17 protein-coding genes are annotated in these 20,240 nt (G+C 56.2%); 9 read left to right on the forward strand and 8 right to left on the reverse strand.

The features are described 5' to 3' along the window. Positions 1-248: 248 nt before the first annotated feature. From HFX_RS18810 to HFX_RS18820, 3 genes are all read right to left on the reverse strand, one after another. Positions 249-1,793, reverse strand: a complete 1,545-nt coding sequence (locus HFX_RS18810; RefSeq protein WP_004060675.1) for a putative sodium/potassium/calcium exchanger — start codon at positions 1,791-1,793, stop codon at positions 249-251. A 186-nt stretch (positions 1,794-1,979) separates the two neighbouring features. Further along, entirely contained in the window at positions 1,980-3,326 is a 1,347-nt protein-coding gene (locus tag HFX_RS18815) for a hypothetical protein (RefSeq protein WP_004060674.1), read from the reverse strand. Between the two features lie 655 nt (positions 3,327-3,981). Further along, entirely contained in the window at positions 3,982-4,269 is a 288-nt protein-coding gene (locus HFX_RS18820) for a winged helix-turn-helix transcriptional regulator (RefSeq protein WP_231512999.1), read from the reverse strand. Between the two features lie 496 nt (positions 4,270-4,765). On the opposite strand from HFX_RS18820, the gene HFX_RS18825 reads away from it, so the two are divergent. From HFX_RS18825 to HFX_RS18865, 8 genes are all read left to right on the forward strand, one after another. Next, complete coding sequence (locus tag HFX_RS18825; RefSeq protein ID WP_049917530.1) at positions 4,766-7,687, forward strand: PAS domain S-box protein; 2,922 nt, start codon at positions 4,766-4,768, stop codon at positions 7,685-7,687. 545 nt (positions 7,688-8,232) lie between these two features. Then, positions 8,233-8,835: a hypothetical protein gene (locus HFX_RS18835; protein ID WP_004060670.1), complete on the forward strand. Its 603-nt coding sequence runs from the start codon at positions 8,233-8,235 to the stop codon at positions 8,833-8,835. Between the two features lie 147 nt (positions 8,836-8,982). Further along, on the forward strand, positions 8,983-9,633 hold the full coding sequence (locus tag HFX_RS18840) for a hypothetical protein (RefSeq protein ID WP_231512998.1): 651 nt from the start codon (positions 8,983-8,985) through the stop codon (positions 9,631-9,633). 1,062 nt (positions 9,634-10,695) lie between these two features. Next, a complete protein-coding gene (locus HFX_RS18845; protein ID WP_239642378.1) occupies positions 10,696-11,097 on the forward strand; it encodes a hypothetical protein in 402 nt (133 codons plus the stop codon). 69 nt (positions 11,098-11,166) lie between these two features. Next, on the forward strand, positions 11,167-11,724 hold the full coding sequence (locus tag HFX_RS18850; RefSeq protein WP_004060667.1) for a carboxymuconolactone decarboxylase family protein: 558 nt from the start codon (positions 11,167-11,169) through the stop codon (positions 11,722-11,724). A 303-nt stretch (positions 11,725-12,027) separates the two neighbouring features. Beyond that, positions 12,028-12,834, forward strand: a complete 807-nt coding sequence (locus tag HFX_RS18855; RefSeq protein WP_269321970.1) for a sulfite exporter TauE/SafE family protein — start codon at positions 12,028-12,030, stop codon at positions 12,832-12,834. Positions 12,835-12,951: 117 nt separating this feature from the next. After that, on the forward strand, positions 12,952-13,815 hold the full coding sequence (locus HFX_RS18860; RefSeq protein WP_004060665.1) for an SDR family oxidoreductase: 864 nt from the start codon (positions 12,952-12,954) through the stop codon (positions 13,813-13,815). Positions 13,816-13,876: 61 nt separating this feature from the next. Further along, positions 13,877-14,842 (forward strand): patatin-like phospholipase family protein, encoded by a 966-nt coding sequence (locus tag HFX_RS18865; RefSeq protein WP_004060664.1) that lies wholly within the window; start codon positions 13,877-13,879, stop codon positions 14,840-14,842. Positions 14,843-14,876: 34 nt separating this feature from the next. Here the strand turns inward: HFX_RS18865 and HFX_RS18870 are convergent, their stop codons facing one another. The 5 genes from HFX_RS18870 to HFX_RS18885 all read right to left on the reverse strand — a co-directional run bounded on the left by HFX_RS18870 (position 14,877) and on the right by HFX_RS18885 (position 18,981). Beyond that, a complete protein-coding gene (locus tag HFX_RS18870; RefSeq protein WP_004060663.1) occupies positions 14,877-16,238 on the reverse strand; it encodes a dihydrolipoyl dehydrogenase family protein in 1,362 nt (453 codons plus the stop codon). A gap of 138 nt (positions 16,239-16,376) precedes the next feature. After that, on the reverse strand, positions 16,377-16,979 hold the full coding sequence (locus HFX_RS18875) for a MarR family transcriptional regulator (protein ID WP_004060662.1): 603 nt from the start codon (positions 16,977-16,979) through the stop codon (positions 16,377-16,379). A gap of 161 nt (positions 16,980-17,140) precedes the next feature. Continuing rightward, on the reverse strand, positions 17,141-17,299 hold the full coding sequence (locus tag HFX_RS20670; RefSeq protein ID WP_231512997.1) for a helix-turn-helix domain-containing protein: 159 nt from the start codon (positions 17,297-17,299) through the stop codon (positions 17,141-17,143). Beyond that, complete coding sequence (locus HFX_RS20430; RefSeq protein ID WP_014732859.1) at positions 17,238-17,396, reverse strand: hypothetical protein; 159 nt, start codon at positions 17,394-17,396, stop codon at positions 17,238-17,240. The genes HFX_RS20670 and HFX_RS20430 overlap by 62 nt, the downstream gene beginning before the upstream one ends. A gap of 487 nt (positions 17,397-17,883) precedes the next feature. Then, a complete protein-coding gene (locus tag HFX_RS18885) occupies positions 17,884-18,981 on the reverse strand; it encodes a carbohydrate binding domain-containing protein (protein WP_004060660.1) in 1,098 nt (365 codons plus the stop codon). Between the two features lie 421 nt (positions 18,982-19,402). On the opposite strand from HFX_RS18885, the gene HFX_RS18890 reads away from it, so the two are divergent. Continuing rightward, entirely contained in the window at positions 19,403-20,137 is a 735-nt protein-coding gene (locus HFX_RS18890) for an MOSC domain-containing protein (protein WP_004060659.1), read from the forward strand. Positions 20,138-20,240 lie beyond the last annotated feature (103 nt).

Genomic DNA, 20,240 nt, shown 5'->3' on the forward strand with positions numbered 1-20,240 from the left:
CTGAACAATGTACGTCAACTCGCATAAGTGCGAGACAACTCGCGAGTCAGGGCATCAAGCCCCACTCACATCGTGAACGGTTGGACAACAACTTACGCCACCGTAACCGAGTGTCGACATCTGCATCCCCAGTCGTGACTCTCAAGCCCAGTTATGTGAAAAATGAGGCACGCTTTGGCCCGTGAGGGCCTTGCAGTACCGACCGTCACGGATATCCCGATGATCCGACGGGGGACTCGGCTGCTTGACTACTCGCCGCCGTCGGAGAGCATGCTCTCGAGCATCTCGATTTCGTCGTCATCGAGCTCATCGATGTCCATGTCCGCGAGGTCATCGAGGTCGTCCGCACCGGTCTCGGTGCCGAGTTCGATGATCTCGTCTCGGGTCAAGTCGTCGAGGAACGCGCCGACTTCGATATCCTCGTGTTTGTCACGTTCGAGGTCGACGGTTTCACCGTCGGACTCCAACTCGAGGTCATCGATCTCGACGTCGACTGCATCACCGCGCTGCTCGATGTCGTGGTCGTCGGTCTCGAACTCGACCTCGTCGTCGTCGTTCTCGAAGTCGATATCGTCCTCGTGGTCTTCGACCTCAAGGTCGTCGTCGTCCTGTTCGATCCCGTGGTCCGCCGTCTCGAATTCGACGTCGTCACCGCCGTCGGTGCTCTCGAAGTCGATGTCGTCTTCATCGTCTTCGACATCGACATCGTCGTCGTCCTGTTCGATGTCGTGGTCGTCGGTCTCGAACTCGACTTCGTCGCCGTCGTTCTCGAAGTCGACCTCATCGGTTTCGACGTCGAGGGCGTCGTCGAGTTGCTCGATCTCACCACCGTCGAATTCGATATCGGTTGCATCGTCAGTCGCCTCTAAGTCGACCAACCCACCGGCGTCTTCGAACTCGAGGCGGTCACCGTCGTTCTCGAAGTCGAAGCCGTTTTCGTCCTCGACTTCGGCGTCGTCGCCGTCCTGTTCGACCTCGATACCGTTTGCCTCGACGTCAACTTCATCTTCCTTGCCGAGGTTTTCGAAGTTGAAGCCCGCCTTTTCAACTTCGAGTTTCTCACCGTCGTGTTCGATCTCGTGCTCGTCAGTCTCGATCTCGACCTCGCCGTGGTCGCGTTCGACCTCGACGTCTTCGTTCTCGAATTCGAGGTCGTCTGAGTCATCTTCGAACTTGTTGCCGCCGCGCTCGTACTCGATTTCGTCAGTTTCGACCTCCGCGCTCTCACCGTGCTGCTCGATGTCTAGACCCTCGAAGTCGATATCGACTTCTTCGCCGCCGTCGTCACTCTCGAAGTCGAGACCGTCTTCGTGGTCTTCGACCTCGAGGTCGTCATCGTCTTGTTCGATCTCGTGGTCGCCTGACTCCGCTTCGACCTCGTCGCCGTCGTTTTCGAAGTCGAGGTCTGCTTCGTCGTCTTCGACCTCGACGTTCTCATCATCCTGTTCGATATCCAGGTCCTCGAAGTCGATTTCGACTTCGTCATCGTCCTCGTTGGACTCGAAGTCGAAATCGTCCTCGAAGTCATCGATCTCGAGGACGTCGCCGTCGTGTTCTATTTCGCCATCCTCAGTGTCGACCTCTACCTCGTCGCTATCGTCGCTGTTATCACCACCGTCGTCGTCATCTGCGACCGTCTCGTGGTCGCTGACGGGACCGACATCGGGCGGGTCCGTTGCTAACTCAGAGCTGACAGCGTCCCCCGATACCGCGACCGCTGCCGGCGCCGCGGTGCCGATGAGCAGGGCGACCACGAGGAACGTAATCAGCGCGAATCTATTACTTTGTTTCATACGCGTGTTGTTACTGTGTCCGACCACTGCGGATGCCGAGCAATAGGACACAGTGTTGAACCGGAACTCGCCCGGTATCACCGTCTAGTGGTGAAAGTGAGGAGGCGCTATCTCAGCTCTCGCAGCGAGAGCCGCGTCATACTCACTGTCCCGGAAATTTGGCAGTACCGTTGAGTTTGCTCGTTGTTACTCGGTACTGCCCTCGCTGTCGTCGTCGGTGAGCATGGTTTCGAGCATGTTGACCTCGTTGTCGTCGAGGTCCTCGACGTCCATGTCCGCGAGGTCATCGTAGTCGTCCGCGCCGACCGTGGTACCGAGTTCGATGATCTCACTTCGGGTCAGGTCGTCAAGGAACGCTCCGACTTCAGTGTCGTCGTTATCGTCGCGCTCGAGGTCGATGCTTTCGCCGTCGGACTCGAGGTCGAGGCCGTCGTCGTCCTCGACATCGAGGTTGTCACCACTGTGTTCGATGTCGTGGTCATCGGTCTCTAGCTCTGCCTCGTCGTCGTCCTGTTCGAACTCGAAGTCCTCATCGTGGTCTTCGACGTCGACATCGCTACCATCTTGTTCGATGTCGTGGTCGTCATCCTCGAACTCGACTTCGTCGCCGTCGTTCTCGAAGTCGATGCCGTCGTCGGTGTCGACTTCGAGGTCGTCGTCATCTAACTCGATCTCCTGCTCGTCGGTCTCGAAGTCGAGATCGCCGTTGTTCTCGAACTCGAAGTCTTCGCCTTCGACGTCGACATCGTCACCGTTGTGTTCGATGTCGTGTTCGTCGTCGGCCTCGAGTTCGTGGTCGTCGCCGTCGCTCTCTAAGTCGAGGTTATTGTCGTCATCCTCGACTTCGAGGTCGTCGCCGTCCTGTTCGATCTCGTGGTCGTCGGTGTCGACATCGATGTCGTCACCGTCGAGGTCAATGTCGATTCCGCCGCTGCCGTCGAACTCGATGTCGAGGTCGCCGTCGTTCTCGAACTCGAGGTCCTCCAACTCAACGTCGGCTTCGTCGCCGTGCTTCTCGATTTCGGCCTCGTCGTGTTCGACGTCGAGGTCGTCGTCTTCGGCCTCGTAGTCGAGGTCGTGGCCGTCGGTATCGTCTTCAACCTCGAGGCGGTTACCATCTTGCTCGATTTCGACGTCATCGAACTCGATATCGGTGCGGTCACCGTCCTCGTCAGCCTCGAAGTCGAGGTCGTTTTCGTCGTCCTCGACTTCGACCTCGTCGTCGTGCTGTTCGATTTCGTGGTCGTCTGTCTCTACGTCGACGTCGTCACCGCCGTCGTGGCTCTCGAAGTCGAGGTCGTCTTCATCGTCTTCGAAGTCGAGGTCATCGTCATCTTGTTCGAGTTCTAGATCTTCGAACTCGATGTCGGCCTCTTTATCGTCCTCGTTGGATTCGAAGTCGAGGTCTCCGTCGTCGTCTTCGACTTCGGCGTCGTCGCCGTCGTGTTCTATTTCGCCGTCGTCGGTATCGATGTCAACTTCGTTGCTCTGGTGATCGGCAGCTACCGACATCGCGCCACCAGCGGTAACCATACCAATCGCCAGAAACAGTATCAGTACTAATCGGAATGTGTCTTTCATGGTCTCATCTCGTCGTCTATCACCCCACGAGTTAGGACAGAATCGGCTGAATCTATGTTAGCAGAATCACTTCGAATCCATCCCGACTGTGGGCATATAGCTGTAGGGATTAGGGATATATAATATTATTATAACTAATGGGTTCCTCAGTAAAAATATCTTCATACCATGAGGCCATGCGCAGACGGTGAGACATCAGACACCCGGTTACCCGGCAATCAGTACATTCAGTTTTCGAGAGAATGCGGCCCCGAGAGGTATATAAACGAAATCTGGACGTATATCTATGAGAGTGTTCGCAAACATGCCTAGCAATTACTATGTTCGTCGGTGCTGCCACCAGTATCGTATCACCAAATAAAGAACGAACCCGGCGTGATTTCACGTGTCCATCACCCTGGCAGCAGTCTATCCTGTAGCCGTATTTTTCGGCCCGATACGAGGCCAGCAGCAGTGTTGCTGGCAGTCCTTCGGTACGCCTGTGAGCAACTGTGAGTGTGGACTCCGGTTGAGATTTCGAGACGCCGCCCTACTATAGTCACGAACACTCCAGTCGGCGAGGGATTCCCATGCCCTCTCCGACGACCGACCACCGAAAATGTCGGCTTCAGGTATCTGTGGAGGTGACCTGAAGGTCGCCATACCGCACTCGTTCGATGAGTGGTTCGAAGGCGGCACCCTGCTTCGTCAGCGAGTACTCGACTCGAAACGGACGCTCGCTGAGTATGTCACGGTTTATTACTCCGTGCTCTTCAAGCGTCCGGAGGCTCTCCGCGAGGACCTTATTGGAAATCCCCTCGACCTCGCTTTCGATCTTACTGAACCCCATCGGCCCCTCATTGAGGAGTGTCGCAATAATAACTAAGTTCCACTTCCGCCCAATGAGCTGTGCCAAGGTGTTCAGCTCCTGCTGGAATGACTTCGAAGTGTGACGGAACGGCCGTCCGTCTCGGCTACTGTGGGTCGCTGCCCCCCCATACGTTTGGTTTTTCGTCCCCATGACTAGTCCAGACTAACAAAAGGGACCTAGCTCTATAGAACGAATGGCAACATGGCTAGCAGCACACCTACCTACGTGCTTAAATTCCGGGGTCTACTCGAACCTCGTTACCCCTACGATGCTTCTATCTGGGTCCTCCGTCGAGACACGTAGCAGAGCGGAACACCCACGCTGTCTGCCACACAGAAGCGTCTGGAACACGTAGTCGGACCCATTCAACAGTCGACTAAAATCGGACCCACCGAACGACTCGGTGTCGTTGACTGTTTGGCTTTCGAGGCTCTCGTTTACTCGTGTAATTCGTCAAGAATGGCTATTCGCCGCCATCGTCAACCCGGGATAACTACGAAACCAAGGCAGTATTATGCTATCACACAGCCGATTATAACACATGTCATCAGTAACAACGTCCGGAAGGCGGTTCCTACGGGAGGTGATCATCGACCCCGGCGAAGGAATCATCTCGATTGACCAGGGAGGGACTGTTGTCTTCGCGAACCCACCAGTTGAGCGGCTCTTGGGGCATGACCCAGACACACTAGTTGGCAAGTCTATCGTTCGATTCTTTCCGACGGACCACGACACCCCACTCGAGACTATCCAACGTGCTGCGACCCCACCCGAGCGACCGCATAGAGCAGTCACTGATAGTTCTCTCGTCCATGCCGAGGGCCACGAAGTTCCCGTGTCGTTCACCGTGGACGCGACCGACTACGAGCAATCCCGGTTTTTTACTCTGCGAATTCACGAACGGACTAGACACGGTGAACCGTCACAGTCCCGAGCGAACGTCGGTGAATCCCTCCTCCGGAAAATCTTCGAAGAGAGCAACGATGCAATGGTCGTCTTTGACAACGAGCACGACGAGATGGTTGCTTGCAACCCCAGAGCATGTGAGTTGTTTGGATACAATCGAGATGACCTCCTGTCGACTGCTCCGTCTGAACTCTACTCGTACGATACGACCACATTTGACCGGTTCGTCGACGAGGTGTTAGAAGCGGGCACAGCCTGTTCCGACGCCCTCGAACACCGCACCGCCGACGGTTCGACCCTTTCAGTTGAAATTTCGGCATCGAGAATCGAATTCGAGGGTGACCCACACGTACTCGCCTGCGTTCGGGACATCTCCGGACGGGTTCAGCGAAAGCAGAAACTAGAGCGGTATCGGACAATGGTGGAAGCAGTCGGTGAGGGGGTGTACGCCGCCGACGAGAACCTCCGGTTCACTCTCGTCAACGACGGCGCGTGCGAGCTGACGAACTACGACCGAGAGGAACTCATCGGAAGACCGTTGACGGACCTTCTTGCGGGTGAGGCCGATGATGTCGATCCGGCAGACTACGAGGACCTGCTAGTCAACACCTCATCATCAAGCGAGCCGCTGCGGGTTGTTGACGCCGAGAGCGCCCGAGAAGCTCGTAAACAGCTCTACCAATCCGACCAAGACGTGATGACTGCTGAGGCACCGATCCGAACCAAAAACGGGAACGTCATCCCACTCGAAATTCGGTTCAGCGAACTCCCTGCTGGACCCGATGCGGAGTTCCGTGGAACGACCGGCGTGCTTATCGATATCTCCGACCGGAAGGAACACAAGCGACAACTCAAGACGCTCAACAAGGCGAGCCGAGAACTGCCTCAGGCGGAAGACCCTCAGGCCATCGCGAAAGCCGCTCTCGATGCCGTTGAGCAGGTCGTTGGGTTCGACGTTAGTGGCGTGCGGATGTTTGACGAAGAGACGAACACCCTTACCCCTATCGAGATGACCGACGCTGCCGAGCAACTCATCGACTCGCGGCCTGCATTCGAACTCGGCGCTACCCTCGCCGGCCATGCGTACCGCCGAGGCGAAGCGGTGCGTAACGACGAAATTGATGGCAGCGAGACCGTCGTTGGGGAGACAAGCGGCGAGACGAGCTTTCACTTCCCACTCGGGGAACACGGAACGTTGACCGTGTTCGTCCCTTCGGGAACTGAGGTCTCTGAATCCGACATCCAGTTGCTGGAAGTGCTTTCAGCGACCGTTACGGCCCACCTCAATCGCGCCGAGCGCGAGCACACCATCCAGGAGCAAAAACATGAGTGCCGAAACCAACGTGACCAACTCGACACGCTCAACCGGATTAACATACTCATCCAGGATGTCGTCAGAGAGTTGGTCAAGGCTGGCACGCGCGATGGAATCGAAAATCAGGTTTGCCGGCAGTTGGCCGAATCGAACCTCTACCGCAGCGCGTGGATAGCTGAAGTGAACGGGGTCACGGATGGAATTCTTATCAAGACGGGTGCAGGCGTCGAAGACGGGTATCTGGATGCAATCGAGCAGATGAAACTGCCCCGGATTGGAAACGGAACGGTCAAACAGGCAATCGAGACGGGTGAACTCAGTATCGCACGACTGTACCAAGTCAACAGTAACACGTCGACACCCGAAGTAGAGCCACCCTCCGAGGGCGAAGTCGAGGTTACCGCAGCCATCCCGTTGCGTTACGGGAACCGAATCTACGGGGTGCTCGTCGTGGACGCTGCTCGTGAAGACGCCTTCGGGGAACATGCGCAGTCGGGATTGAAAGTCCTCGGGGACGCAATCGGATTCAGTATCAACGCTCTTCGGAACAGGGAGCTACTCCAGTCAGACGAAATCGTCGAACTCGAGTTCGAGCTCACAGATCAGTCGAATCTCCCCGTCTACTTCTCCGAGAAACTCGGCTGTCGCTGTCGACTTGAGGGGACTGCTCCCGCAGAGGACGGCAATTACCTCTGCTACCTCTGGGCTGACGAGGCGTCGGCCGACACCGTGAGCGAGGTGGCCGAGGACATGGAGACGGTTACCCACAGCCGAGTCATCAAAGAGCAGGAAGAGGAGTGTCTGTTCGAAGTAATCAAGACTGAATCGGTCCTGCAGACCATGGCCGAAGTCGGTGCAACCGTCCAAAACGCCGTGGCAGAAGACGGGGACGGCACACTCGTTATCGAGACATCCCAGACCACGAACCTTCAGGAAGTGATTGAGGCACTCCAGTCGCTCTATCCCACCGTGGAGATAACGGCTAAACGGACGGTCGACCGTTCGGTTCAGACCGTTACTGACCTCCGTAACACGGCTGAGGACCGTCTCACAGAGAAGCAGAGACAAGCCATAAAAGCCGCGTACCACGCCGGCTACTACGACTGGCCGCGCGGAAGCACTGCCGAAGAGATAGCCGAGTCGATGGACGTCTCCTCCGCAACGCTCCATCAGCACCTCAGACGGGCGACGTGGAAACTCCTGACAACATTCCTTGAAGAGACGCACGACCATCCCGGGTGAACCCCCACCGCCTCGGAACTCGACTTTTGGCGAGTGTAAGCCAATCATGGCGAGGTCGAAGTCAATCAGTGAGCTACTCTCGTGGAGTAACAATCAGCTATTGTTCGACCTGCCAGTACCGGAGATCTCCTTAGACGGACACCCAATAACGGTGAAGGGGGTGGGAACGATGGTAGGGGGTTGGGAGTGTGAAAAGGCCCAGTTCAGCACGAGACAGGAACAGGATCTAGTTGTGTGGATGGCTGACCATACGATTCGGTAGGGTTATCCGAATCCGAAGTGGCCGTGTCCTGACCTGCCTCAACGCAGTATACTCCGAGTAGAATAAAATAGCTTTTCTTACGATACTCAAGCCAGTGAGTAGCAGCACACCATGTGCAAGAAATCAACCGAGTGATACGCTCCACAGGCGGTGAAGAGCGGAACTGTGTGCTGTCAACGATGACGTTCCAGTCACCTACATGTACCGTCATACATTGGACTGTCGGGAGGTTCGAGAACCAAGTTTACCAGTTACTTATTACCGTCGAGAACCAACAATAAGGATGAACGAGCGACTAACCTGTCGGCGCAGGTATCTGAGAGCGGTCGGTGCTCTGGTCGCTGGAATTACGTGGAGCACAACGGCCGTTGGCTCAGCCCGCGCAGATGACGACATCATCGAGTTCGACTCCGGGTCGACTGACCGGTGCAGTCGATTCGTCGAGTACGAAACCAGCGACGGCGAAGAGTTCGAGTCCTGCACCGGACCTGAGGGTGGATTCGTCGAGGAGATTGACGACGACGGTGATGAAGAGCGGACGGAGTTCGACAGTAACGGTACCGTCCGTCGTCGTGTTGAGGAGGATGCCGATGGTGACGAAGAAGAATGGGTCTACGACGAGAACGGAACCCTCAGATTCCGACGGGAAGAGGATGCCGATGGCGACGAAGAAGAACGGGTCTACGACGAGAATGGAACGCTCCGATTCCGGCGAGACGAGGATGACGACGGTGACGAAAAGGAGTGGCAGTTCGACGAGAACGGCACACTCCGAGTGTTCGACAAGGACGATGAGGACGGCGACGACGTCCGACGTATCTACGACGTGAACGGTACCCTCATCAGTTCACACCGTGATGACGACGACCTCGACTTCGACGACTGAGGGTTGCCGTCTCCCGGCTCGGTGAGGGGTATCCGGGCGGGAAGCTGTTCTCCGTCTCGCGTAGAAACGTCGTAGTAAGTCAGTTACCGAACTGATACTACGGCTTGATATTCTCTGTTCACGATGTGTTAGATGGAGGAAGTGTGGATGGCTGACCTCCCGAGACGAAAGTGGGTACTGAGCGTTGGGTCCGGGGTTTCCGTCTTGTTAGTCGGCTTTCGGCTGTTTACGCCTGGCCGATTTAACACTGGAGCGCCTGACGGGACACCTGACGAACAAACGAAAGCCGATGCGACAGCGACGAGTGATGACCTCGCCCGCGATAGGGGCGAACTCAGCTACGAACTCGATGCGGACGGGAGCGTCGAGTTCGAGTACCGGAGCGTCGAGTTCGAGGCGGGACCGGACGGTGTCGAATTCACGACTGTCGGTGAACCGAATATTGATTTCGAAGCCGAGTCGGAGTCGATCGAGGTGACGGTAGTCACCGAAACCGATGCGTTCGATTTCGAGTACAACGGAGGCAACGACATCGAGTTCGAAACGCCCGACGACGCTGCTGACACCGACGTAGAAGTCGAAGACGCGAAACTCGAGTACGAGGGCGTCTCGGTGGACTTCGAGTGGGAAAAGGACGACGAGATAGAGATAGAAATCGACGGTGGAGTGAGGATGGAGTACAGTCCGGATGAATTCACGTGGGTCGGCAACGAAATCACGTTCGAGTGGGAGAAGGATGACAACGAATTCGAAGTCTCCCGAATAAACCGACCACGACGCAGTACCGATACTGCGTAGCGTTCCGCACCCACGACGCAACGACCGCAGAGGTACAGATAATCAATTGATAGCAGTACCTTACGCTCGGGAAAGGTAGTTTCCGACTGGTAATAAACCGTTACACCAGTACCCTTGTAAGCATAGTGCACCAGCTGTATTAAAGAAAGCTCGTAACCGATGCCACACCCCGGGGCACTCCTAACGACAGGTGACTGGGCTACACCCCGAAACGGACGACTCAACAACGTTATTCTGTGTTCGGGTTGATGTAAGACACATAGTACAGTAATGCATTAAACCGATGATATGCATATACATTCGCCGGACTGTATGAAGTATCTTATGCCACTCTGCTTGGCCATCCGTTGGTTCGCCTTCTGGACGACGGTCGTGCCGCATCAGGATGCAGATAGTGGTTGGCGAGACCGTTGTCAAAACAAATGCCAACTAGTTTTGTTTTGTTACCACAATATCTGTTGAGTAGAATCGGCCTTCGATGTCGGGTCAATTGGGTGAAACGGTACCAACCCAAATGGTTGTATCTCCCGATTAGTTCACTGAGAAATACGATCTCGTGGGAACTGCATTTTCTATCAATGTCTATTGATATTTAGCTGAAATCCTTGCGTTAGGGGGAGTTCGGTTGGTGTGGCTCCGCCGGCCGAAAATTCATCTGAAAATGAATCAATTTTCTCAAACACACACCAACTACGTCCATGATTCCAGATTAGGTGGGCACGTTCGTCCTCACTAGAATTGTGTTTCTCATCCACAATTATGGATTTTCAGCGGTCGAATCGCGTGCTTGAAAATCGGATACCAGCCAAGAAGAGTCTACAGTAGGCAGTACTGGCTCAGTAGCGTTCGCTCGGTTAGGAGAACAGCTTTGCTCGGTATCTCGAGCCGTATGACTGCCAGTTTATCCTGCCGGGGTTGATATTCTTACGCAAGTGTGCGTCTACAGTCAACGACCGCGTCGCGGTTTAATAGCTATCCCGAGTCTGATAAAATGAGATTATGGCATCCGTGATTGCTGGTCTGGCAGGGGGCGTTGTTGCAACGATTGTTATGACTATCGTGATGATGATACTGGGCGATGGTGGGCCACCACCAACGGCGCGGCTCGTTTCGAAGGTCGCGGGAGGTGAGCCAGAGGATTACGCGATGCCCGGAATGGTGTTACACATAGCCTACGGCATCGTCGCTGGTGCCGTCTTTGCTGTCGGTGTTCCGTTGGTCGGCCTCGCTCTCAGCTCCACCATCGTTGCCGTCGGACTCGGCCTCGCTCTCAGCTCCACCATCGTTGCCGTCGGACTCGGCCTCGCTTACGGAATCCTCCTCATGGTCGGGGGAATGGTATTCTGGATGCGGATGGTCATCGGGGCGGAACCCGACCGCGACATGATGACGATGTTCGGGACGGTCCACGTCGTCTACGGCGTCGTCCTCGGCGCGTTCCTCGGGGCCGGAATCCTCGCGTAAGGAGAGTGTCGATAGGTACCACTGTGTTCCGAAATCAGACACGGACTTACTACAACAATTCCAAGACACATGACACGACTTCCGCTACTCGAATTAGACGACATCCCAGAGGAGTATCACCACCTGTTCAGTGACGACTACCTCGGCGACCGCCACATCTTCCGTGCGTGGGCGCACAATCCGGAAGTTCTCGAAGCCACGCTGGAGTATCTGAACACGCTGTACGACCAACTCGGAGACAGGCGCAAAGAACTCGTTATCCTCACCGTTGCGAAAGCTCGTGGCGCTCGCTACGAGTGGCACCAGCACGTCGACATCGCTCGTGGCAAGGGTGTCACGATTGAGGAGATGCAAGCAATCGGTGGCGGCGATTTATCCACATTCGACGACGCTGAATTCGTCTTGCTCCAATACGCCCGTGCCGTCGAGTCAGGTACTGTGACTGATCAGATTCATACTGCGCTCACTCGACACTACTCACCGGCGGAGATCGTTGCACTCGGTCTTCTCGTGGACTTCTATGTCGGGCTGTGTAACTACATTGCCGCTGTCGACCTTCCGTTCGAGGGTGGTGAGTTCGTCGGGTGGGTCCCCGACGAGGAAGCCATCTCAGAACTCTTCGAGTAGTATCTGGTGAACAAGGACGACTACAACGAAAATTATGATTCGTGACGGTGGATTCTCATCGGCCATTTTGAACTGCGACAATAGTACTCAACGCACCCGTAGACAGAGAGATACAGAACGATGACCAAAAACCAAACCGTCGTACTTAGTGGATTCGTCGGTGTTTTCGGGCTATTCGCCGTATCGTTTTTGAACGGGTCGGCCGGGCTCGAAGCCATCGACATTGTGCTATAGACCTTTCCCACACTAGCTGACTTCCCAACGAAGCAGTTCCTCGCGCACTGGTGGGTATTCCCAGCGTCAATCATCTTTTCGATGGTTGCACTTTCATCGGGTGTCTCGGGGGCGCTATTCTTTAGCCCGTTTTTCATGCTGGTCGTCGGCCTCTCACCCTCGCAAGCGATTGGGGCTGGACTGTTGACCGAAGTGTTCGGAATGGGGAACGGCCTATTAAATTACGTGCGCCAACGGGTTGTCGACTACGCCACTGCGAAGTGGCTACTCCTCGGTGCAGTGCCCGCGGTCGTGAGCGGGGCGCTCGCCGCTCACTTCGTTCCCACGACGCTGCTCACGGTCGTATTCGGAATCGGACTGCTCGTATTAGGTGGTTTCCTCGTGTATTACGACCCACCGGAAGAATGCGTTCCGGGCGAGTGCGAAGGCGCATTTCTCGAAGAAAAGAACTCCGGCCGTGGAGAAACTGTTATCGAGACGACCGACGGTGAGACGTTCACGTACGATACCTGCTGGCGACCACCCGGGGTCGGCCTCGCCACCGCCGGTGGGTTCATCACGGGCCTCATCAGTGCCGGACTCCCCGAAGTAACGACCACACAGTTAATCGTCCGATGTCGGCTACCGCCTCGGGTTGCAGTTGCGACGAGTGTATTTGTCCTTGCAATCGCCGCAATCGCTGGTGCGGCCGTCCACGCACTCGCTGCTACTCCGGTGTGGTATGTTGTCGCCTGGTCGATTCCTGGTGTCCTTATTGGTGGCACCATCGGTACACGGGTCGGGAAGTACGTTCCGAGTGAGCTTATGGAACCGGCGCTCGGGGTGGTTTTCGCGATTGTCGGCGTAATCGTGCTCGGAAGCGAACTTCTCGCGTAGGGGGGTGTTCAAACGCGAACAAGATTGGCTACAACGAGTTGACTGACGTCGTTGTGTCCCTGCGTTACACACCCGATATACCACTATACGCTCTGGCTACGTTGGGTCTGCACACGTATGTCTTCCGAAGCGTTCGATCTCACCGAGCCAGAACTAACCGCCGACGACCTGCTTGTTCTCGACGACCCACACTTCGGTCCCGAAACCACGGCCGTCGTGACGGGGGCTGCATCGGGTATTGGTCAGGCGACTGCGGTTGCCTTGGCCGCGAATGGAATCTCGGTTATCGGTGCCGACATCGACGAGGAGGGTCTCGAAGAGACAATCGACATCGCTGCTGACGTCGACGCGTCAGGCACGGTCCATCCAGTGACCACCGACCTCACTGACGACGCTGACGTCGAGACGATGGTCGAGGCTGCGGCCGAGCACGGAGAGCTCAGATACGTCGCAAACATCGCCGGAATGCAACACATCGCGTCGATTCCGGAGTTCCCAATGGAGAAGTACGACCTCCTTCTGGACGTTATGTTGCGCGCACCGTTTCTAACAGCGAAGCACGCGATGCCGCACATCCGTGAGACGGACGACGGTGCCGGTGCCATCGGCAACATGTCTTCGGTGCACGGTCACTACGCGACCCAAGACAAGCCCGCGTACATCACTGCGAAGCACGGTCTCGAGGGACTCACCCGAGCCATCGCTGCCGAGGGCGAGGGGACGCTTCGAGGCTTTTCAGTCAGCGTCGGGTACGTCCTCACCCCGTTGATGGTAAATCAAATCGAAGACACGGCCGAGGAGCGAGGTATCTCCAAACGGGAGGTCGTCGAGGACGTAATGCTCGGACAGGCCCGCACCAAGGAGATGATGACACCCGCCGAGGTTGCAAACCTCTTCGTGTTCGGGTTCTCCAGCCACGGCAAGCATCTCAACGGCGGCGACTTGCTCTGGGATGGGGGGTACACGACGACCTATGAGTAAATCACACGACAATCTATGGACAAATCATACGATAACCTATGAATGAATTGCACAACGACTTATGAGTGAGACCGATTCCACGAAAGTCGCGATTGCCTGTCAAGGCGGCGGCAGTCACACGGCATTCACCGCAGGCGTACTGCAGGAGTTACTCCGCGAATGGAACGACGAGTACGAGCTAGTCGGCATCAGCGGAACGTCCGGCGGTGCGTTCAACGCACTCGCAGTGTGGTACGGCCTCGTCACGGCCGACGCGGAACATTCCATCGAACTTCTCGACGCACTCTGGGGGGACCTCGCCGCGGACACCATTCCAGATAGGATCACCAACGACTGGGTTGTCGGATGGCACCACATGGAGAGCAACGGCTACCCGTTCCCACAATTTAGCCCCTACCAGCTACCGGGGTCACAGCTCGGTAAAAATCGTATCAAGCGCGTCCTCAACCGTCACATCGACTTCGATTCGGTGCCCGATCTCTGTGGCCGTGAGACTCCCGAACTCGTGGTGGGGACGGTCAACATCAACGCTGGCGAGTTCGAGACGTTCACGAACGAGGACGTAACTCCCGAGGCGGTACTTGCCAGCGCAGCCGTCCCGAACCTCTTCGAAGCCGTCGAAATAAACGGCCACTACCACTGGGACGGGCTATTCAGCCAAAATCCACCTATCAGTGACCTTGTGGTCGCCGATGTGGAGCGCAAACCCGAAGAGCTGTGGGTGATTCAAATCAATCCCCAGACGCGGGCAGAAGAACCAACCTCGCTCGAGGAAATCGCCGACCGACGGAACGAATTATCAGGGAACATCTCGCTGAACCAAGAGCTTCGGGCCGTCGAGCGCGTCAACGAATGGATCGACGAAGGGCATCTCTCCAAAAGCGACTTCAAAAAGATCGAAACCCACCGGATCCAGATGGGACGCGAATACCATTGCTCTACGAAGGTCGACAGAAGTCCGGCGTTCTTACAGGAGCTAATGGACCTGGGTGAACAACGGGCATCGGAATTTCAGGCGAGTAAATAGCTCACGGTGGTGCTCCGGGATAGACGGAAGCCGATTAGTTCGGCACGTCCCGGAACGCAGCCTCGACCACCTTACTCAACGTCGGGTGCGCATGGATGGTGCCAGCAACGTCGTCAATAGAAAGGTCGTGTCGCATCGCGACAACGGCCTCGTGAAGCAGCGCCGACGCTTCGTATCCAATGGCATGAGTTCCCAGTATCTCCCCATCGGGAGCGGCAAGGACCTTCATGAAACCCTCCTCTAGCTTTTTCGCCCGTCCCATCGCCGAGTCGGCGAATGATGCCCGACCGACGACGTACTCCGTTCTTTCTTCCTCGAGGTCCTCCCCTGTCGCGCCGACGCCCGCGATCTGCGGGTTGGTGAAGATCGTGTGGGGCATCGCCGAGAAGTCAATGACCCTGCGCTCGTCGTGGACGACGTTCGCTACCGTGTGGCGAGTCTCGTAGTCACCGGCGTGTTTGAACAAGGCGTTGCCAGCGACGTCACCCTGTGCCCACACGTTTTCGGCGCTCGTCTCTAGATACTCGTTCGTCTGGACGAATCCCCGGTCGTCGGTCTCGATACCCGCCGCGTCGATGCCCAAGTTGTCGCTGTTGGGTCGACGTCCGAGTGCAACGAGTACCTCGCTTCCTTCGACGGTCAGTTCCGAACCTGCCTCGGTTTCGGCGTGGACCGCATAACGGCCACTGCGCTCCTCGACAGCAGTCACACGGTGACCGGTGTAGACATCGTGGCGCTCGGACGCGATTTCTGTGAACGCTGCGGCAATGTCGTCGTCTTCCCGAGGGACCAGCGAATCCATCATCTCGACGATTGTGACTTCGGTTCCAACCGACTGGAAGAAATAGCCTAATTCGACCGCGATGTAGCCCCCACCGAGAATAACGAGGCTTTCGGGTGGTTGTCGAAGGTAGAGGGCATCCTGGCTCGTGAGATAGTCGATGTCGTCGAGACCGTCGATTGGGGGGACAACCGGCCGACTTCCGGTCGCGACGACTATCTTTTTGGCGGTGACGTTTTCGCCCCCGAGTTTGATTGTCCGCTCGTCAACGAACTCAGTGTATTCCTTAAATAGTGTCAGCTGCTCGATTTCTCGGTACCGTGCTTCCATGTCCTCGCTGATTCCACCGAGCAGGTCGTCCATCTCGTTGACGACAGCGGTGTGGTCGATTCCGTTGAAGGTTGCGTCCACGTGGAACCGCTCGGCATCTTGAACGTGATTCGCTGCATTTGCTGCCTGAATCAACATCTTCGAGGGATTGCACCCCCGGTTCAGACACGTTCCACCTAACGGTCCCGGTTCTACCAGAGCAGTGTCGAGACCCGCGTTAGCAGCCGCCGCGGCGACGTTGTTACCCGTTCCACCACCGATGACAATCACATCAAAATCAGCCATGTGTTCAACAGTAACAGTATCCGTGGTAAAGTATCTCGGTCGGTAGTTCGTCTCACTTGCACGGACGTACGTGTTCTCGAAACCAGTTGTGGGAGGTAAGCTAGGGGGCTGCGATTCGGCCAGTTCGGTCGGGGGTGGCTACTGTTGGTTTTTCGGAAACGACTCCCAGAACACGTCCGGCAGTTTTCGGTCAGGGTTTTCTTCGAGATAATCCTGTTTGGCCAGATTCGCCTCCTCGATGAGTGACGCCGCCTCCCCAGCCCAGATGTAGAACCCGAGTAACGTCTTGTGACGCATCCGCTCAAGGTCGACCGAGTGATACACGTTGACGACACCACCTCCCTCCCGGTTCAGTTCTGACCGACGAAGCAGGCCGAGTTCGACCAGTTTGTTCAGGTAACGCGTCATCGTGCTTCGGTCGTATCCGAGCGTTTCTGCAACCTCGCTTGCCGAGAGTGGTCCCTCACCGATGACACACAGACAGATGTCCAGACCGGCTTTCGGAAGCCCGAAGGCTTGGAGAAGCACCTGTCGGATATCCGGTGGCTTGACACTCATCGTACAGTCGGTTACCCGCTGCATCGGTTCACCGTGACAGGATATCGGCGAATCGTCGCGCCCGAGAGCGAGAACGACGCTCCCGCAGTCGGGACACTCGAAGAGGTCGTACCGACTGGACGAGGGGTCGTACTGAATTTCCTCAGTGGTCCCCGCGTATTGACTGCGTTCTCCCTCAGACATTGGCGTCCAGTACCTCCATTTGGATGACATTTAGCAGGAATCCAGATAAGTGCTTGCCAACCTCATTTAGTTGAATCAAATCGAGTCACTCAGCGTGAGTTGTTTACTCTCGTTCTCAGTCCCGGCTTGGTTTCGGAACCAGCCCCGCGGCGAATTCTTGATTAGCCGACTTCTGCGCGGTGTGGAATCCCGCTCGCGGCTGATTTGTTGATACCGAACGCCTCTGCGAGTTCGGTAAGCGTACAGCCTCGGGGGTTATCATAGGCCCCGTTTGACTGCCTCGGTGATGAACTCCTGTTGGCGGTCCGTGAGTAGCTCATTCGAATCGCGTGATTGCGTCAACGACTGGACCCGAGACGGAATGCCAGCGGCCGCTAACTCGTCGGTGAACTGCGATAGTTGCTCGTTCGAGGCCATCAGCTCGGTGTGTAGCCACCCACCTTGCATTCGGGCGGGAAGATCCGGAGGCGTTCCAGACGCCCGGTTCGCACGATGCCCCTCCGAGACTGGCGTCATCGCTCGGAGTAACACCGTTTGCTCGTCGGTGTGTAGTACGTCATACGAGCGCACCTCCGGAGCGTCGTCGAAGCGTCGAACGATAGCGTCCGTATCCGGTCCCTGAATTTCGAGGGCCCCAAGCAGGTCAGCGTCGTGGGATGACTCGCCAGCAGTTTGAACTCGGTCGACAGGTCAGCCAGCCAATCCTCCGACACTGCCGGGTTGAATTTCAGGCGTACACGGAGCAGAGTGAGTCCCGACGTGCAACGTAAGTATGTATAGTGGAGGCCCTGGGTAGTGTCGTCGGTTAGTACTCCCCGCACCGAGAACCCCGCTGTAACGAGCGGCGCTGAAACGCCCACTGGGCACTGATTATTGCGTGAAAATCAGAGGATGACTGTTATTGTTAGCAGTCGCACTCGAAGTGCATCGCCCAGCTTCCGCCATCGAAGGGTGTTCCTTTCCCCCACGCTGTCTCCTCACCGTCGCCACTGATACACTGCACACTGACAGCGTCGAGGAACATCCCAAGCGAGTCGGAACCTCCAGTCTCGATGAATTCGAGTTTCGTGAGGTCACTCGGAGACGCTACGACCAGCACTTCGTCAGTCCAAACTGTGTTTTCGTTTTCACTCCCGTCTGCCGAGTGAGTGTTAACTACTGTTCCATCCCACTTAACCTGAAGTCTGTTGTCATCGTGACCTGGTCGAGGCGACCACGAGTATTTGATTTGGCAGTACGGGGAACCTGATGTATCCAACTCTTGGAAGATTTTGACCGACGCCGGTTCATTGTTCAGACTTCCACCGGGTCCGTCCCAGTCTGTGTCGAGTTCGGCGTGTTGGTTACCATCAGCGGGGTCCCAGTCATTCACGCCGCCATGGAGTTCGAGGTGAGGTGTAGTTGGCCTCGTCTGGCCCTCGAACGTCGTACTGCCGTCAAACCATTCAACAGCCCATCCTAATCCGTCGGTTCCGGAGTCGAAGATATCCCACTCTTGGTCTGTGGTAACGGCGGGGGACTCGAATCCACCGTTCGTGACGAGTTCCAAGCCGTCGACGGGTAAGACGACCGCGTGAGCTGCGATTGGCTTCCCACACTTTCCAGTGTATCTCGTTTCTCCGCTTGGAACCGTGACAGATTTCACTGGCGGACTGAACGACTCCTGATGCTCGAACTGGCCGACTTTGGGATTTCCGCCACCCGTGATCGGAATCGGGTCACCATTCTCGTCCACATGGAGGTGAATCTGGGTGATGACCCAGCCGGATGTTGTTGTATACTTGACGTCTCCGTTCTTGAATACCTTGACACTCCCTACATCCACCGTCTGATCCGCAAGCAACTCCTTTTCACAGAGTTCCGTGGGCGTAGTCGCTGCCACTTGTCCTGTGAGTGCAGGCACTCCAACGGTGAACGCTCCTGCCGTAGCTCCGACACCTTTGAGGACAGTTCGACGGCCGATTCCAGGCGCACTGTTAGCCGCTCCGCTCTTGCGAGTCATCTCTTTCTACCTCGAGTAGTTAATTGACCTGGCTATTGATAATTATTTTTAATTATTTGCTTAAATCACACATTTATTTGACAGTCTATCCACAAATAATGTTTGTTTGTTGAATATCCTGGGATATTGTGTCTATTCTGCTGGACGAATCATCGGCTGAAAATCAGTGGTGGGCACTGGCAATACGGTGTGCGTGAATGCCAGAATCTACACCGAATAGTCGTTATCAACAAGTAAGAACGAGCCGGACGAACAGTCGAACCAATAAACCGATGGTTGGGAGATACATGAATGTGTGGACATGTTCACCGAAAAGCGGTGGCAACTCCGACAGATTTGATTCCCGTACGACCTCGACTCCGAGGACCAACCAGTAGTCACACCTATCAGCATAGAAGATGATACAACGGTACTCCCATCCATGACTGTCGCACACATCCGCTCGATTCAGGTCGGGACGCCCGAGACGTACGGTACCGAGGGTGCTACCGACCCGATGGACAGGCCTTGGGAGACAGCCTTCTACAAGCAACCGGTCGACGGCGAGTTATTCCTCGGCGAGACGAATCTCGACGGCGACCGACAGGCGAACCTCCGACACCACGGCGGCCCGGAGAAGGCAGTCTGTGTGTATCCCGGCGAGCACTATCCGTACTGGGAAGAAAAACTGGAAGTCGACCTCGGGCCCGCAGCGTTCGGTGAAAACTTCACTATAGAGGGGTTCACCGAGCGTGAGGCGTGCATCGGTGATATTTACGAGGTCGGTGAGGCAACCGTCCAAATCACCCAACCCCGGTCCCCGTGTTGGAAACTGGCTCGTCGGTGGCGGGTCAAAGACCTCGCCGTTCAGGTCGAGCAGACTGGCTACACCGGCTGGTATCTCCGCGTTCTAGAGACTGGGACGGTCGCACCCGGTGAGTCGATTCGTCTGGTCGACCGCCCCAACCCGGACTGGTCGGTTGCCCGAGCAACGAAGGTTCGCTACCGGATGTCCGACGACCGCGAATTGGCCGGCGAATTGGCCGACGTCGAGGAACTGGGGAAGAGTTGGACGAAGCGACTCGAACGACGGGCCGAAACCGGGGCGCATCCGGATTCGAATCCGAGAGTTATCGGACCGAACGAATCAATCGGCGCTGACGACGAAGGTCAATAGACCAGCGGGGTGACCGAACAAACGATCAATGTCAGTGATGAGTGGGTATCAAGTTGAACTTATCCGTACCCTTCCGTGTGACTAATCAGATACGGTTCGTGTA

Origin of the sequence: Haloferax mediterranei ATCC 33500 (assembly GCF_000306765.2) — an archaeon.
In the GTDB taxonomy this organism is placed as follows: Archaea; Halobacteriota; Halobacteria; order Halobacteriales; family Haloferacaceae; genus Haloferax; species Haloferax mediterranei.

What these genes read in the sequence shown, in the direction of transcription:
- HFX_RS18845 (WP_239642378.1), top strand. Translation starts at nt 10,696, where the DNA reads ATGATGATACTGGGCGATGGTGGGCCACCACCAACGGCGCGGCTCGTT.
- HFX_RS18875 (WP_004060662.1), bottom strand. Translation starts at nt 16,979, where the DNA reads ATGTCTGAGGGAGAACGCAGTCAATACGCGGGGACCACTGAGGAAATT.
- HFX_RS18885 (WP_004060660.1), bottom strand. Translation starts at nt 18,981, where the DNA reads ATGACTCGCAAGAGCGGAGCGGCTAACAGTGCGCCTGGAATCGGCCGT.
- HFX_RS18835 (WP_004060670.1), top strand. Translation starts at nt 8,233, where the DNA reads ATGAACGAGCGACTAACCTGTCGGCGCAGGTATCTGAGAGCGGTCGGT.
- HFX_RS18825 (WP_049917530.1), top strand. Translation starts at nt 4,766, where the DNA reads ATGTCATCAGTAACAACGTCCGGAAGGCGGTTCCTACGGGAGGTGATC.
- HFX_RS18815 (WP_004060674.1), bottom strand. Translation starts at nt 3,326, where the DNA reads ATGGTTACCGCTGGTGGCGCGATGTCGGTAGCTGCCGATCACCAGAGC.
- HFX_RS18865 (WP_004060664.1), top strand. Translation starts at nt 13,877, where the DNA reads ATGAGTGAGACCGATTCCACGAAAGTCGCGATTGCCTGTCAAGGCGGC.
- HFX_RS20670 (WP_231512997.1), bottom strand. Translation starts at nt 17,299, where the DNA reads ATGAGCTACTCACGGACCGCCAACAGGAGTTCATCACCGAGGCAGTCA.
- HFX_RS18810 (WP_004060675.1), bottom strand. Translation starts at nt 1,793, where the DNA reads ATGAAACAAAGTAATAGATTCGCGCTGATTACGTTCCTCGTGGTCGCC.
- HFX_RS18860 (WP_004060665.1), top strand. Translation starts at nt 12,952, where the DNA reads ATGTCTTCCGAAGCGTTCGATCTCACCGAGCCAGAACTAACCGCCGAC.
- HFX_RS18850 (WP_004060667.1), top strand. Translation starts at nt 11,167, where the DNA reads ATGACACGACTTCCGCTACTCGAATTAGACGACATCCCAGAGGAGTAT.
- HFX_RS18870 (WP_004060663.1), bottom strand. Translation starts at nt 16,238, where the DNA reads ATGGCTGATTTTGATGTGATTGTCATCGGTGGTGGAACGGGTAACAAC.
- HFX_RS20430 (WP_014732859.1), bottom strand. Translation starts at nt 17,396, where the DNA reads ATGGCCTCGAACGAGCAACTATCGCAGTTCACCGACGAGTTAGCGGCC.
- HFX_RS18840 (WP_231512998.1), top strand. Translation starts at nt 8,983, where the DNA reads ATGGCTGACCTCCCGAGACGAAAGTGGGTACTGAGCGTTGGGTCCGGG.
- HFX_RS18890 (WP_004060659.1), top strand. Translation starts at nt 19,403, where the DNA reads ATGACTGTCGCACACATCCGCTCGATTCAGGTCGGGACGCCCGAGACG.